Genomic DNA, 14,512 nt, shown 5'->3' with positions numbered 1-14,512 from the left:
CGTATGATCGGGGCCTTATTTGCCGGAGCATCGCCATGCCCGTTGATTCCGCTCGTCTCGAAATCCTTTCCGCCCTTAGCCGCAAGGCGCTGTGGCTGTCGTCCTGGACCATTCATCACGCCAACCATATCCGGACCAACGCGGATGGGTTGAAGGTCGGCGGTCACCAGGCTTCGTCTGCTTCGCTCGCCACCATCATGTCGGCGCTGTATTTTCATGTGTTGCGGCCCGAGGATCGCGTCGCGGTGAAGCCGCATGCCAGCCCGGTGTTCCACGCCATCCAGTATCTGTTCGGCCGGCAGAGCCGTGAGAAGCTGGAGAACTTTCGCGGCTTCAAGGGCGCGCAGTCCTATCCCTCGCGCACGAAGGATGTCGACGACGTCGATTTCTCGACTGGGTCGGTCGGTCTCGGCGTTGCGCAGACGCTGTTCGCCTCGCTGGTGCAGGACTACGTCAAGGCGCATGGCTGGATGAAGGATCGCCGCGAAGGGCGGATGATTGCGCTGGTCGGCGATGCAGAGATGGACGAAGGCAACATCTTCGAGGCGCTTGCCGAGGGCTGGAAGCACGGGCTGCGCAACACCTGGTGGGTCGTGGACTATAACCGCCAGTCGCTCGATGCCGTCGTGCGCGAAGGGCTCTGGGAAAAGTTCGAGACCATGTTCCGCAATTTCGGCTGGGACGTCGTCATCGTGAAGTACGGCCGGCTGATGCGCGAGGCCTTTGCCGAGCCCGGCGGCGAAGCATTGAAGCGCTGGATCGACAATTGCCCGAACGCGCTCTATGCGGCGCTGTGCTTCCAGGGCGGTGCGGCCTTTCGCAAGCACCTGCACGACGAGATTGGCGACCAGGGTCCGATCACAAAACTGATCGACCGCCGCAGCGACGACGAGCTGCTGGCGCTGATGTCGAATCTCGGCGGCCATGACATGGCGAGCATGCTGGAGGCGTTCGAATCCGTCGACCACGATCGGCCGGTCTGCTTCATCGCCTACACCATCAAGGGCGTCGGCCTGCCGTTCCAGGGCCACAAGGACAATCACGCCGGCCTGATGACCGTCGCGCAGATGGAGAAATATCGCGCCAGCCAGAACATCCGTCCGGGCCACGAATGGGACAGGTACGAGGGTCTCGCCCAGGATGCCGCCGAGCTCGACGCCTTCCTCGCGCGCGTGCCGTTCAACCAGGACGGCCGCCGGCTCACCGCGCCGATGGTCGAAGTGCCGTCGCAGCTCGCGTTCAAGCCGTCGCCGCAGATGTCGACCCAGCAGGGTTTTGGCCTCGTGCTCAACGAGATCGCGCGCAGCGACAGCGAACTGGCCAGGCGTATCGTCACGACATCGCCCGATGTTACCGTCTCGACCAATCTCGGACCCTGGGTGAACCGGCGCGGCCTGTTCGCAAGCGCCGAGAAGGCGGACTTATTCCGCAGCGAGAAAATTCCCTCGACGTTCAACTGGGATGCCTCGCCGAAAGGACAACATCTCGAGCTCGGCATCGCCGAGATGAACCTGTTCATCATGCTCTCGGCGCTCGGCCTGTCGCACCAGATCAACGGCGAGCGGCTGCTGCCGGTCGGCACGCTCTACGATCCCTTCATCGAGCGTGGCCTCGATGCGCTGAACTATGCCTGCTATCAAGATGCGCGGTTCATGGTGGCGGCGACGCCGTCCGGCATTACGCTCGCGCCCGAAGGCGGCGCGCATCAGTCGATCGCGACGCCGCTGATCGGCATGGCGCAGGACGGGCTCGCCTCGTTCGAGCCTGCCTTCGTCGACGAGCTCGCCGTGATCATGGGCTGGGGCTTTGGCCATATGCAGCGCGATCCCGGCGAGGGCGGTTCGGTGTACCTGCGGCTCTCGACGCGCAGCATCGAGCAGGCGCAGCGCATCATGACGGCCGAGCTGGAGCAGGGCATCACCGACGGCGCCTACTGGCTGCGCAAGCCCGGGCCCAATGTCGAGCTCGTGATCGCCTATACCGGCGCGGTCGCGCCCGAAGCGATCGAGGCGACCGGATTCATCGGCGAGAGTCGCCGCGACATCGGCCTGCTCGCGATCACCTCGGCCGACCGCCTGCATTCCGGGTGGACCGCCGCGCGAAAATTGCGGCGTGATCGCCGCGGCGTGCAGCATCTCAGCCACATCGAGAAGTTGCTGGCGCCGTTGCCGCGCGACTGCGGCATCGTGACCGTGATCGACGGCCATCCCGCGGCACTTGGCTGGCTCGGCAGCGTCCGAGGCCATCGCGTCGAGGCGCTCGGCGTCGAGCAGTTCGGCCAGACCGGCAGCATCGCGGACCTCTACCGCCATTACGGTATCGACGCTAACGCCATCATCGATGCGGCCGAAAGCCTCACCACCGGCGCGCCGGTGCTGCATCGGAAGATGGCGGTGTAGTTCGTCGCCCCGGCGAAGGCCGGGGCCCATACGCCGCGGCGGTGATTGGTGGCTACAGGTGATCGACGCCTGTGCAAAGCAACTGCGCCCTGTGGTTATGGGTCCCGGCCTTCGCCGGGACGACATCGTGTGTGAGGCGAGACCTTGCCTCGCTCCCGCCATCGGCTCATATAACCTCCGTCCGCCGCAACGCTGGCCCCGCATATGGCGGGTTCAATTGCAGGCGCTTTCGTGCAAGGATGCCTGCCGAAACGCCCCCAAGCCCCCAAGAAGAGGTTAACGATGGTCAATCGCATGCAATTCTACATCGACGGCGCCTGGGTCGATCCCGCCGTCAAGAAATCCACCGCCGTGGTCAATCCGGCGACGGAAGAGGCGATGTACGAGGTTGCGCTGGGCTCCAAGGTCGACGTCGACAAGGCTGTCGCCGCCGCCAAGCGCGCCTTCGCAACCTTCTCCCAGACCAGCCGCGAAGATCGCGTTGCGCTGCTCTCGAAAGTCATCGAGGTCTACAAGGGGCGCCTCAAGGAGATCGGCGCCGCCGTCTCCGACGAGATGGGCGCGCCGCTGCCGATGGCGGAGAAGCTCCAGGCCGGCGCCGGCCTCGGCCATCTCATGACCACGCTCGACGTGCTCAAGAACTATCATTTCGAGGAACCGGTCGGCACCGCGATGGTGCTGCGCGAGCCGATCGGCGTGGTCGGCATGATCACGCCCTGGAACTGGCCGCTCAACCAGATCGCCTGCAAGGTCGCGCCCGCGCTCGCCGCCGGCTGCACCATGATCCTGAAGCCGTCGGAGTTCACCCCGACCTCGGCGCTGATCTTCGCGGAAATCCTCCATGAAGCCGGCGTGCCGAAGGGCGTGTTCAATCTCGTCAACGGTCTCGGCCCCGAGGTCGGCGCTGCCATGAGCGAGCATCCCGACATCGACATGATCTCGTTCACCGGCTCCACCCGTGCCGGCATCGACGTTGCCAAGCGCGCGGCTCCGACCGTCAAGCGCGTCAGCCAGGAGCTCGGCGGCAAGTCGCCGAACGTCATCCTCGAAGGCGCCGACCTGCAGAAGGCGGTGACCGGCGGCGTGATGCACATGTTCAACAACTCCGGCCAGTCCTGCAACGCGCCCTCGCGCATGATCGTGCCGCTGTCGAAGATGAAGGAAGTCGCCGCGATCGCGAAGGCGGTCGCCGACAAGACCAAGGCCGGCGATCCCCGTGCCGAAGGCACCACCATCGGCCCCGTGGTCAACCGCGGCCAGTGGGACAAGATCCAGGGGCTGATCAAGAAGGGCATCGACGAGGGCGCAACGCTCGTCGCCGGCGGTCCGGGCCTGCCGGAGGGCGTCAACAAGGGCTTCTATGTCCGCCCGACCATCTTCGCCGACGTCACCCCTGACATGACGATCGCCCGTGAAGAAATCTTCGGGCCGGTGCTGACCATCATCGGCGCCAAGGACGAAGCCGAGGCGGTGCAGATCGCCAACGACACGCCGTATGGCCTCGCCGGCTACGTCTCGGCCGACACGGTCGAGAGCGCCAAGCGCGTCGCGCGCCAGATCCGCGCCGGCAACGTCAACCTCCAGGGCGTGCCCAATGACCGCTCCGCGCCGTTCGGCGGCTACAAGCAGTCGGGCAACGGCCGCGAGTGGGGCAAGTACGGCCTCGAGGACTTCCTCGAGGTGAAGGCCGTCGCCGGCTTCAACGCGGCGTAAGCGTCACCTGTCGTCATTGCGAGCGAAGCGAAGCAATCCAGAATCTGTCCGCGGAGACAGTCTGGATTGCTTCGTCGCAAGAGCTCCTCGCAATGACGGCGGGGGCTATCCCCCCACCGCCCCCTGCGTGTTGACATACAGCGCGTAGATCGACTGGCTCGCCGCCATGAACAGGCGGTTGCGCTTGACGCCGCCGAAGCAGAGATTGGCGCAGCGCTCGGGCAGCGCGATGCGGCCGATCATGACGCCGTCGGGCGCGAACACCATGACGCCATCGAGCTCGGGATCGCCCATGCCCCAGCCGCACCAGAGATTGCCGTCGACGTCGCAGCGCATGCCGTCCGGCGTGCCCGGACCTGCATCGATGAAGACGCGCTTGTTGGAAATCGTGGTACCGGCCGCGGAGACGTCATAGGCGAGGATCTTGCGGTTTGGCACCCCGCGCGATTCCACGACATAGAGGATTTCTTCGGCCGGCGAGAAGCACAGCCCGTTCGGACCCAACACGCCTTCGGCGACGATGGTCGCCTCGCCAGTCGCAGGATCAAACCGGTAGACGTTCGGCTCGATCTCGGATTCGGCCTTGTAACCCTCGTAATTGCCGAGCAGGCCGAAGGTCGGATCGGTGAACCAGATCGAACCGTCGGACTTCACCACGACGTCGTTCGGCGAGTTCAAGCGCTTGCCGCCAAAGGAATCCATCAGCACCGTGATCGAGCCGTCATACTCGGTGCGGGTGACGCGACGGCCGCCGTGCTCGCAGGTGACGAGCCGGCCCTGGCGGTCGCGCGTGTTGCCGTTGGCGAAATTCGAGGGCTTGCGGAACACCGAGACGGCGCCGGTCTCCTCCTCCCATTTGATGATGCGCTGGTTCGGGATGTCGCTGCACAGCAGATAGCGCCCGTCGCCGAACCACACCGGGCCTTCGGCCCAGCGCAGGCCGGTCGTCAGCCGCTCCACGGCCGACAGCTTGAGCCAGTATTTTTCGAAGCGCGGGTCGAGTGCACTTATCGCCGGATCGGGGTAATAGGTCGCCGGCCGCCAGCCTTGCGGCCTTTCTTGGAATTGGGACGATGCATCGTTCATGTGCAGGTCTCGTTATTGCGTTCCCTCTGTCCAAGTCTGCTATCATCAGATATCTACGGCGGCAAATCGGTCGCTAAATACGAGGAAAGACATGCCGCGCATCTTGTTGACGGGAGCTTCGGGCGGAATCGGAACGCGCTTGCGAAAACTGCTGCCACCGATCTATCCGGACCTGTTGCTCAGCGATATCCGCCCGCCCGCCGATCTCGGCCCGAGCGAAAAGTTTAGGGCGGCGGACCTGTCCGACATGGCGCAGGTCGAGGCGATCTGCGAGGGCGTCGACGGCATCATCCATCTCGGCGGCTATTCGGTCGAAGGTCCCTGGAACGACATCCTCCAGGCCAATATCATCGGCGGCTATAATCTGTTCGAGGCGGCGCACAGGAAGGGCGTCAAGCGCGTGGTGTTCGCCTCGTCCAACCATACGGTCGGGTTCTATCCGCGCCACCGCAGGATCGACACCGACGTCACGGTGCGCCCCGACGGCCGCTATGGCGTCAGCAAAGTGTTCGGTGAAGCTGTCGGCGCGCTCTACGCCGACAAGCACGGGCTGAAGGTGACCTGCATCCGGATCGGCAATTGCGACGAGAGGCCGCTTGATCATCGCCGGATCGCGATGTGGCTGAAGCCGGAGGATCTGGTGCAGCTCTGCCAGATCGGGCTCGAGCACCCCGATATTCATTTCGAGATCTTCTACGGCGTATCGTTGAACGAGCGCGCCTGGTGGGACAACCACCGCGCCTACGCGTTCGGCTATCGCCCGATCGGCCGCTCCGAGGATCATGTGGCGCATGCGATGGCGGAGCAAGCCAAGCTGAAGCCGGACCCGATCGGCGACCACTACCAGGGCGGCGCATTCTGCAGCAATGAGTTCGACGGCGACGCGAGCCGCATCATCGACTGGAATAAGCGGTAGGTCGAGGGATCGCTTCAATGGTGGTGCGCTCCCTCGCCCCGCGAGCGGCAGGGCTATCGCATCGGCCTTTGTGGGCGGCCTGAGCGCGCGCCTCGTCCTTCGAGACGACCGCTCCGCGGTCTCCTCAGGATGAGGCTGAGCGGCATCGGAGCCCGTGGAAACCGCTGCCGCGCATTCCATCCTCATCCTGAGGGCCCGCCCCAAGGCGGGCGTCTCGAAGGATCGGCCACAACAAGATCAGCCGATATGCGATAGCCCTGCCGCAAGCGGGGAGAGGCGAAAGGAAGGTCGCCTCAAACCACCCGTTTGCCGGCCTGGGCCGCGATGGGCCTCTGCACCAGGTACATCAGGATCAGCGATACCACCGCCGTCGTAACGACAACGTATCCCAGCCGGTCGAAATGCCGGAGCGTGCCGTCGGCATCCTGTGCGATCAGCGCGGCGGCGAGCACGGAGCCGAGCCCGCCGGAGAGTTGTTGCAGCGAGGCGCCGATCGCGCTGAAGGAGCCGCGTTGTGCCGGATCCGGGATTGCGGAGATCAACGCCTGCGACGGGATCATGCGTGAAAAGATGCCGACGAACATCAGGACGTTGACCAGGATCGCGACCGTCAGGCTCACCTCGCCGAGATGCGTGTAGATCAGCACCATGACGATGGACATGGCGCTTCCGAAGACAAAGGTGGGATACTTGCCGAAAGCATCGCTGGCGCGTCCCACCAGCGGCCCGATGAAAATGCTGAACAGGCCGGAGACGAGATAGATCGTCGGCAGGTGAACGATGTCGATGCCGAGATTGTGCACGGTGTAGGCGCTGCCGAACGGCATCAGCATGTAGCCGCCGGTCGCCAGCAGCGTCGTCACCGAAAATGCCATCCAATACCGCGGCTGCGCCACGGTTGCGATCAGATGCTGGAACGGGTTCTTGTCCTGCTTCAGCACGAGATGGCCGTTCACCGGCTTCATCAGGAACAGCACGGCGGCCATCCCGATCACCGACAGGCCGACCAATGCGCCGAACGCGACGTGCCAGCTCCAGTGGTTGGAGAGAAAAAGACCGGCCGGAATGCCAAGCACCTGGCTCGCAGCGAAGGCGGTTTGCACAAAACCCATGACGCGGCCGCGCAATTGCAGCGCAAACAGATCGGTCACGATGGCGAGCACGACCGAGCCGATCACACCGCCGAACAGACCGGTGACGATCCGCCCGAGCAGCAGCACATGGTAGTTGGGAGCGATCGCGCACAGCGCCGTTCCAAGGGTAAAGCCGAGATAGAAAAATAGAAGCAGCCATTTGCGATCGAACCGATCGGCAAAGCCTGCCGCCAGGATGCCGGAAATTCCCGCGCTGAAGGCGTAGGCCGAGACCGCCACGCCGAATTGTGCGGCCGAGATATCGAGCGCCGGCATGATGATGGCGCCGAGTGGCGACATGATCATGAAATCGATGATGATCGTGAACTGGACCAGCGCCAGCAACGCAACGAGAATTGACTGGTATCGCGAAAAGCCGCGGGACAGCTCTTGCCGTTGGTCGATCGGGTCAGCCAGGGTCTGTTCGGTCATGTCATTTCATTCGGGAGGAAGAAGGGTGAGGTGCCGCCGGACGCGATCCCTATGTAGTCTGGCTCTGCGTTATTTCGATGGCTTGACAAAAGGTCTTGATGCCTGTCTTGACGCGGTGCGTCGATTCAGGTTGGAGGATATCCCACATTTACGAGTGCGCGCCCCTTACCGCCCAGCTCCCTCGTCCCCAATCCGCGCCAGATAATCCTTCTTGCTGAACTGCATGTGATCGACGCAGAGCTGGGCGAGCGCCCAGCTGTCGCGGCCCTTGAGAAGCTCGATCATCAATTCATGCTGGCGCCGCGACTGCGCGAGCCCATCGCGATCAGCGAGATTCTTCGCGCGCATCGGCAGCGTCAGGTTCATGTAGTCCTGCAGTGAGCGCACCAGATAGGGATTGCCGCAAGCCCCGAACAGCGCGAGGTGGAAAGCGTCGTTGGTCTCGTGAATGCCGCGCAGGTCCTGCGCGTCGGCCTTCGCGCAATACTGGCTTTGCAACGCGGTCAGTTCGTCGATGAGTGCCGGCGGTGCGGGCAGGGGGATCATCAACGCGGCCTGCCGGGTCAGCATCTCCCGGACCTCGTAGATCTGCTGGACTTCCTCGGACGAATAGAACCGCACGGTGGCGCCGACATTCTTCTCGCGGCGGACGATGCCGCGCCGCTCCGCGTCCACCAGCGCCTGGCGCACGAAGTGGCGCGAGGTGCCATAGGCCGACATCAGCGCGTCCTCGGTCAGGCGCGCGCCCGGCGCGAGGCGGCCGAAGATGATGTCCTCTTCGAGCCGCGCGACGACGTTGTCCGGATCGTCGCGCCGGACCGTCATTGTCTCAGCGGTGTGCGTGTCGGACATGCCCTCAGCCTCCCGGCGTCTGGCCGGTCCTTCTGTGGAGCAGGGAAGCCTCGGATTGTCAATAATCGTGGCATATTGCGGTGCCGTGATCCCGAAACGACGGAAAAGTCGCTTGGGTTATTGACAATCAAGGGGCAGGCTGTACCACAATGGCAAGACGGAATGGAGTGGCTTGATGAGCAGTGGCTTGCGCAAGGGTCTGACGAGCTATGGCGATGCCGGCTTCTCGCTGTTCCTGCGCAAGGCGTTCATCAAGGCCATGGGCTATTCCGACGACGCGCTGGAGCGCCCGATCGTCGGCATCACTAACACCTATAGTGATTACAATCCCTGCCACGGCAATGTCCCGCAGATCATCGAGGCCGCCAAGCGCGGCGTGATGCTGTCGGGCGCGATGCCGTTCGTGTTCCCGACCATCTCGATCGCCGAGAGCTTTGCGCATCCGACCTCGATGTACCTGCGCAATCTGATGGCGATGGACACCGAGGAGATGATCCGGGCCCAGCCGATGGATTCGGTGATCGTGATCGGCGGCTGCGACAAGACTCTTCCCGCGCAGGTCATGGCGGCGATCAGCGCCGATTTGCCGACCGTGGTCATTCCGGTGGGGCCGATGGTGGTCGGTCACCACAAGGGCGAGGTGCTGGGCGCCTGCACCGACTGCCGCCGTCTCTGGGGCAAGTATCGCGCCGGCGAAATGGACGATGCCGAGATCGAGGCGGTGAACGGTCGCCTCGCGCCATCGGTAGGCACCTGCATGGTGATGGGCACGGCCTCGACCATGGCCTGCATGATCGAGGCGATGGGCCTGTCGCTGCCGATGAGCGCGACCATTCCCGCGCCGCATGCCGAACGCTTCCGTCTTGCGGAAGCGAGCGGCAGGGTTGCCGCCGAGATGGCCAAGACCAAGGGGCCCAAGCCGAGCGAACTCTTGACGCCGGCTTCGTTCAGGAATGCGCAGGTGGTGTTGCAAGCCATCGGCGGCTCGACCAACGGCCTGATCCATCTGACGGCGATGGCGCATCGCTCGCCGCACCGGCTGGACCTCGCCGCCTTCGACCAACTCGGCCGCGAGGTGCCGGTGCTGGTCGATCTCAAGCCTTCGGGCGAGCACTATATGGAGCATTTCCATCACGCCGGCGGCGTGCCGAAATTGCTGGCGCAGCTCGGCGACCTCGTCGATCTCGATGCGAAGACGATCGCGGGCCAGACGCTGCGCGATGTCGTCGCCAATGCGGAAGACGTGCCCGGCCAGGACGCGATCCGCCCGCGCGACAATCCGATCAAGAAGGAAGGCGGCCTTGCCGTCCTGCACGGCAATCTCGCGCCGCGCGGCGCGGTGATCAAGCAGTCGGCCGCGAGCCCGAAACTGTTGCAGCACACCGGACGCGCAGTGGTGTTCGAATCCGTCGAGGACATGACCCTGCGGGTCGATGATCCCGATCTTGATGTGAATGCCGACGATGTGCTGGTGCTGCGCAATGCCGGCCCCAAGGGCGCGCCGGGCATGCCCGAGGCGGGCTATCTGCCGATCCCGAAGAAGCTCGCGCGCGGCGGCACCAAGGACATGGTGCGTATTTCGGATGCGCGCATGAGCGGCACGGCGTTCGGCACCATCGTGCTGCACATCACGCCGGAATCCGCCGTCGGCGGGCCGCTGGCGCTGGTGCAGAACGGCGATATGATCCAACTCGACGTCGGCAAGCGCAGCATCGAGCTTCTGGTCGATGCGGCCGAGCTGGAGCGCCGGCGTGCCGCACTGAAGCCGGCCGCTACGCCGGACGAGGCGCGGCGCGGCTACGCCTGGTTGTTCAACGAGACCATCATGCAGGCCGACGAGGGCTGCGACTTCGACTTCATGCAGAGGACTGGGAAGCAGACTGAGCAAAAGACCGAAAAAGGGTGATCGCCACCCGAACGCTCAGCCGCTCAAGCGACGGGCGATAAAACAGGGGGAAACGATGATTGCACGATCCATGCGTGGGTTGGTGGCCATGGCCGCCATGCTGTTCGTTACTGGAGCCGGGGCGCAGGAGGTGAAGCATTATCGCTTCGCCTATGACCAGCCGCGCAACACCGGCTATTCGATCGCGGGCGACCTCTTTGCCGACAAGCTCAAGGAATTGAGCAAGGGCACCATGATCATCGACCAGTACCCCGGCGCGCAGCTCGGGCAGGAGCCGCAGGTGCTGCAACTCGTGAAGGCGGGCGACGTCGAATTCGCGATCATCTCGTCCGCCAACACCGCGACGATCTCGCCGCAGGCCGGCGTGATGTCGCTGCACTTCCTGTTCCGCGACGAGAACCATGTGGTCAAGGGGCTGGCCGATCCAAAAGTGTTCGAAGCGCTCAAGACCATGATCGATGAAACCACGCAGGGCCTGCACGTGATCGCCACGGGCTCGCAGGGTGTGCGCCACATGTACTCCAAGAAAGAGATCCACAATGTCGGCGACATCAAGAACCTGAAGATCCGCGTCCAGGCGACCGCAACCGAGGACACCATGTTCCCGGCCTATGGCGCCCAGACCGTGCATATGCCGTTCGGCAGCGTCTACACCTCGCTGCAAACCGGCGTGGTCGACGTCGCCGAGAACAGCATCAACGTCTATCTCGTCAACAAGCACTACGAGGTGGCTCCGGTCCTCAACATCACCGAGCACGAGGCCAACAACGCGCTGGTCTTCGTCTCCGATAAGCTCTGGCAGAGCCTGTCAGCCGAGCAGAAGGGCTGGGTGCAGGCCGCCGCCAACGAGATCAGCACGAAGGAGCCGCAGAAGGCGTTCGACCTCGAGCGCACCGCGGGCGACAAGCTGAAGAAGATGGGCGTCAAGATCGTCGATAACGTCGACAAGAAGAGTTTTACGGCGGTCGCCGATCCCTACCTCGACAAGCTCGCCAAGGATCTCGGTCCGCATGCCGAGAAGATCAAGAACCTGATCCGGTCGGTGAATTAATGTGATGCCGGAAGACGGTGCGCTCCCTCTCCCGCTTGCGGGAGAGGGTCGGGGAGAGGGTGCCTCTGCGGAGAGATTCCCAATGACGAGGGAGCCCTCACCCGGCGCTTCGCGCCGACCTCTCCCGCAAGCGGGAGAGGTTAAACCCACCCGCAGTTGCCGATTCCACTTGATATCATTCCGCACTAGACCTGGAGATCGGGAATTAAATGCCCATCGCCGACAAGCTGCTCGTACAGCGCCAGCGTCACCTCAAATGGCGCTCGCTCGACTGGCTCGAGCTCGCACTGATGATCCTCTGCGGCGTGCTGTGCTTCGGATTCTCGCTGTCGGTGACCGCCGACATCGTCACCCGCACCATCGGTCATCCCTGGCTCTGGCTCCAAGAGGTCACCTCGACACTGTTCATCTACGCGATTTTCGTCGGCACCGCGGCGGCGACCCGGCGCAACGATCACCTCTATCTCACGGCGATCTCGGAGGCGATGCTCGGCACGCCGCGGCTGATCGTCGAGGTCATCATCCGCCTCGTCGTGCTCGGCGTCGCCTTCTGCCTGATCTGGTACGGCTATCAGAACTATCTCCGCGGCTTCGGCAGTTTTCGCCTGCCGTCGGGCACGCCGATCGCCTCGCTCTATGCGATCATCCCGTTGTCAGGTGTGCTGGTCGGCCTGTTCACGATCGAGCAGCTCGTCAACGGTTTGCGCAACGGCTTTGACCATCCCGAGCCGCCGGACGAGGATGCTGCGCCTGGCCTCACAGAGGCGCAGATGAGGGCACAGCCATGAGCGCGCCGATTGTTCTCACATTGATGACGGTCTGCTTCCTGTCGTTCGGCTATCTCGGCGTCCCCGTGCCGTTCTCGCTGATGGCGGGTGTGTTCATCGGCGCGATCCTGTCGGATGTGTCGCTCGCCGCGATCATCCAGAAGATCTTTGACGGCGTCGATTCCGAGGCGCTGCTGGCGATCCCGTTCTTTCTGTTGGTCGGCGAGCTCATGAGCTCGGCCAACGTGGTGGTGCGGATCGCGAACCTGTCGGTGTCGCTGGTCGGGCATATCAGGGGTGGGCTGTCGCAGGTCGTGGTCGTCTTCAGCATGTTCTTCTCGGAGATGTCCGGCTCGACCACCGCTGATGTCGCAGTCATGAGCCGCGCGCTCGGTGGCCCGATGAAGCGGGAGGGCTACGAGCCGGCGTTCATCGCCGCCATCATCGCATCCGCCTCGACCATTGCGGCGCTGGTGCCGCCGAGCATCACCGCCGTGGTCTATGGCGCGGTCGGCAACGTCTCGATCGCCGGCCTGTTCATGGCGGGCGTGGTGCCGGGCCTGATGATCGGCTTCGGCCTGATGATCTACTGCTATTTCTTCGGCCCCTCCGGCCTCCGAAAGCCGCGCGCGCCGGTGCGGCAGATCGTGTTCGCTGCCGGCGATGCCGCCTTGCCGCTGATGATTCCTGTGATCCTGCTTGGCGGCATCCTGACCGGCTGGTTCACGCCGACGGAAGCCGGCGTCGTCGCCGTGGTCTGGATCATCCTCGTCGTCATCCCCGCGCTCAACCGTGGGCACATCAGCAAGATCCCGTACGACTTCTGCCTCGCCGGCCTGATCTTCTCGCTGCCGCTGATCACGATCGGCGCCGCCAATGCCTTCGGCTGGATGCTCGCGTACCTGCGCGGGGCCAGCTACATCGCCGAAATGATCACCTCGATCGCCGGCAACGATCCGCATTTGATCATGCTGCTGATGGTGCTGCTGTTCACCGTCGTCGGTGACTTCATCGAACCGGTGCCGACCATCATCATCTTCATGCCGCTGGTCAACACACTGACTGAGGCCGGCGACATCAACGCCGTTCACATGGGCGTGGTGCTGATCGCCACGCTCGCCTTCGGCCTGATCACGCCGCCCTATGGGCTGGTGTTGCTGATGGCGTCGAAATTCGTCGGCGTCAGTTTTGCCAAGGCGCTGCGCGCGGCGCTGCCGATCTACCTGGTGTTCCTGGCGACCATCGCGTTTGCGATCTACTTCCCGAGCGTGGTGCTGTGGCTGCCGCAGCAGGTACTGCCGGAATCCGTCGGCTGCTTCAAGTCGCCGGCGGGGACAGGCTACATCTGTCCGAAATGAGGGGAGCGGCTACTTCCCCTTGCTGGTGAACTTCTTCACGGCGGCGCGAAACTCCTCCGTGTTCATCGCCATGATGATCTTGTGCTCCTCGGCATCGAGCTGCTGCTTCACCGACGTTGTGGCAGCCTGGTAGACCAGCGACTTGGTGCCGGCGATCGCGGCCGGCGGGTTCTGCGCCAGCCGTTCGGCGAGCTGCCGCGTCGCCATTTTCAGCTCCGTCGCGGGGATGATCTTGGCGACCAGGCCCCATTCATAGGCCTGCTGCGCAGTAAAACTGTCTTCCGACAGGAAGATCTGCAGCGCGCGGCGGACGCCGACCGTGCCGACGATGCCGACCGTAGAGCCGCCGTCCGGCGACACGCCGATCTTGGCATAGGCCGGCGTGAATTTGGCGTCGTCTGCGGCAATGCAGAGGTCAGTGACGAAGGCGAGCCCCATGCCGGCGCCGGCGGCCGAGCCGTGCACGCTGGACAGCGAAATCTTCGGCATGCGCCGGATGGTCTCGATGAAGGCATGATAATGCTTGAGCAGCTCGCCGACGACCGGCGTCACCGTATTGGCTTCGGCGGCAGCGCCGATCGTTTGCAGATCGCCGCCGGCCGAGAAGGCGCGGCCTTCGCCCTCGATCACCACGACCCTGATCTCCTCGGCGCCCTCGATATAGGCTGCGAGCTGCTCGAGCTTCTGCGCGATCGCAAGGTTGATCGAGTTGAACGCGGCGGGGCGGTTGAGCGTGATGGTCGCGATCGGGCCATCGATCCGCAAGAGGGCGGGATCATCGGGTCGGGAGACGGGAGCGGTCATTGGAAAATCTCCGGCAGGAGGTCATTGCTGCAACTAAATCGCAGAAGGCGGGGGGTGACAATCCCCGGCGCAGGGCGGCCTGCGATGGTCTTGCG

Annotated in this window: 11 protein-coding genes; 7 read left to right on the top strand and 4 right to left on the bottom strand. The window is 64.0% G+C overall.

Annotation, left to right across the window (positions count from 1 at the left end):
* The first annotated feature begins 35 nt into the window (after positions 1-35).
* Positions 36-2,399: a transketolase gene (locus tag FXV83_RS02525; RefSeq protein WP_148737443.1), complete on the top strand. Its 2,364-nt coding sequence runs from the start codon at positions 36-38 to the stop codon at positions 2,397-2,399.
* 282 nt (positions 2,400-2,681) lie between these two features.
* Positions 2,682-4,112: an aldehyde dehydrogenase family protein gene (locus FXV83_RS02520; RefSeq protein WP_148737441.1), complete on the top strand. Its 1,431-nt coding sequence runs from the start codon at positions 2,682-2,684 to the stop codon at positions 4,110-4,112.
* Between the two features lie 105 nt (positions 4,113-4,217).
* Here the strand turns inward: FXV83_RS02520 and FXV83_RS02515 are convergent, their stop codons facing one another.
* Positions 4,218-5,198 carry an SMP-30/gluconolactonase/LRE family protein gene (locus FXV83_RS02515; RefSeq protein WP_148737439.1) on the bottom strand — a complete coding sequence of 327 codons (981 nt, stop codon included), beginning with the start codon at positions 5,196-5,198 and terminating at the stop codon, positions 4,218-4,220.
* Positions 5,199-5,289: 91 nt separating this feature from the next.
* On the opposite strand from FXV83_RS02515, the gene FXV83_RS02510 reads away from it, so the two are divergent.
* Positions 5,290-6,114 carry an NAD-dependent epimerase/dehydratase family protein gene (locus FXV83_RS02510; protein WP_148737437.1) on the top strand — a complete coding sequence of 275 codons (825 nt, stop codon included), beginning with the start codon at positions 5,290-5,292 and terminating at the stop codon, positions 6,112-6,114.
* A 293-nt stretch (positions 6,115-6,407) separates the two neighbouring features.
* Here FXV83_RS02510 and FXV83_RS02505 read toward each other — a convergent pair whose 3' ends face one another.
* Together FXV83_RS02505 and FXV83_RS02500 are read right to left on the bottom strand one after the other, a co-directional pair.
* A complete protein-coding gene (locus FXV83_RS02505) occupies positions 6,408-7,679 on the bottom strand; it encodes an MFS transporter (protein ID WP_148737435.1) in 1,272 nt (423 codons plus the stop codon).
* Between the two features lie 165 nt (positions 7,680-7,844).
* Entirely contained in the window at positions 7,845-8,531 is a 687-nt protein-coding gene (locus FXV83_RS02500; protein ID WP_148737433.1) for a GntR family transcriptional regulator, read from the bottom strand.
* 175 nt (positions 8,532-8,706) lie between these two features.
* On the opposite strand from FXV83_RS02500, the gene FXV83_RS02495 reads away from it, so the two are divergent.
* From FXV83_RS02495 to FXV83_RS02480, 4 genes are all read left to right on the top strand, one after another.
* A complete protein-coding gene (locus tag FXV83_RS02495) occupies positions 8,707-10,437 on the top strand; it encodes an IlvD/Edd family dehydratase (protein WP_187435606.1) in 1,731 nt (576 codons plus the stop codon).
* A 55-nt stretch (positions 10,438-10,492) separates the two neighbouring features.
* Positions 10,493-11,488, top strand: a complete 996-nt coding sequence (locus tag FXV83_RS02490) for a TRAP transporter substrate-binding protein (RefSeq protein WP_148737429.1) — start codon at positions 10,493-10,495, stop codon at positions 11,486-11,488.
* Between the two features lie 209 nt (positions 11,489-11,697).
* Positions 11,698-12,276 carry a TRAP transporter small permease gene (locus FXV83_RS02485; RefSeq protein ID WP_148737427.1) on the top strand — a complete coding sequence of 193 codons (579 nt, stop codon included), beginning with the start codon at positions 11,698-11,700 and terminating at the stop codon, positions 12,274-12,276.
* A complete protein-coding gene (locus FXV83_RS02480; RefSeq protein WP_148737425.1) occupies positions 12,273-13,613 on the top strand; it encodes a TRAP transporter large permease in 1,341 nt (446 codons plus the stop codon). Before FXV83_RS02485 ends, FXV83_RS02480 begins: the two co-directional genes overlap by 4 nt.
* 9 nt (positions 13,614-13,622) lie before the next feature.
* Here FXV83_RS02480 and FXV83_RS02475 read toward each other — a convergent pair whose 3' ends face one another.
* A complete protein-coding gene (locus FXV83_RS02475) occupies positions 13,623-14,417 on the bottom strand; it encodes an enoyl-CoA hydratase/isomerase family protein (RefSeq protein ID WP_148737423.1) in 795 nt (264 codons plus the stop codon).
* Positions 14,418-14,512 lie beyond the last annotated feature (95 nt).

This window comes from Bradyrhizobium hipponense (genome assembly GCF_008123965.1).
In the GTDB taxonomy this organism is placed as follows: domain Bacteria; phylum Pseudomonadota; class Alphaproteobacteria; order Rhizobiales; family Xanthobacteraceae; genus Bradyrhizobium; species Bradyrhizobium hipponense.
This window is presented reverse-complemented; position numbering and strand designations above follow the sequence as displayed.

What these genes read in the sequence shown, in the direction of transcription:
- FXV83_RS02525 (WP_148737443.1), top strand. Translation starts at nt 36, where the DNA reads ATGCCCGTTGATTCCGCTCGTCTCGAAATCCTTTCCGCCCTTAGCCGC.
- FXV83_RS02520 (WP_148737441.1), top strand. Translation starts at nt 2,682, where the DNA reads ATGGTCAATCGCATGCAATTCTACATCGACGGCGCCTGGGTCGATCCC.
- FXV83_RS02515 (WP_148737439.1), bottom strand. Translation starts at nt 5,198, where the DNA reads ATGAACGATGCATCGTCCCAATTCCAAGAAAGGCCGCAAGGCTGGCGG.
- FXV83_RS02510 (WP_148737437.1), top strand. Translation starts at nt 5,290, where the DNA reads ATGCCGCGCATCTTGTTGACGGGAGCTTCGGGCGGAATCGGAACGCGC.
- FXV83_RS02505 (WP_148737435.1), bottom strand. Translation starts at nt 7,679, where the DNA reads ATGACCGAACAGACCCTGGCTGACCCGATCGACCAACGGCAAGAGCTG.
- FXV83_RS02500 (WP_148737433.1), bottom strand. Translation starts at nt 8,531, where the DNA reads ATGTCCGACACGCACACCGCTGAGACAATGACGGTCCGGCGCGACGAT.
- FXV83_RS02495 (WP_187435606.1), top strand. Translation starts at nt 8,707, where the DNA reads ATGAGCAGTGGCTTGCGCAAGGGTCTGACGAGCTATGGCGATGCCGGC.
- FXV83_RS02490 (WP_148737429.1), top strand. Translation starts at nt 10,493, where the DNA reads ATGATTGCACGATCCATGCGTGGGTTGGTGGCCATGGCCGCCATGCTG.
- FXV83_RS02485 (WP_148737427.1), top strand. Translation starts at nt 11,698, where the DNA reads ATGCCCATCGCCGACAAGCTGCTCGTACAGCGCCAGCGTCACCTCAAA.
- FXV83_RS02480 (WP_148737425.1), top strand. Translation starts at nt 12,273, where the DNA reads ATGAGCGCGCCGATTGTTCTCACATTGATGACGGTCTGCTTCCTGTCG.
- FXV83_RS02475 (WP_148737423.1), bottom strand. Translation starts at nt 14,417, where the DNA reads ATGACCGCTCCCGTCTCCCGACCCGATGATCCCGCCCTCTTGCGGATC.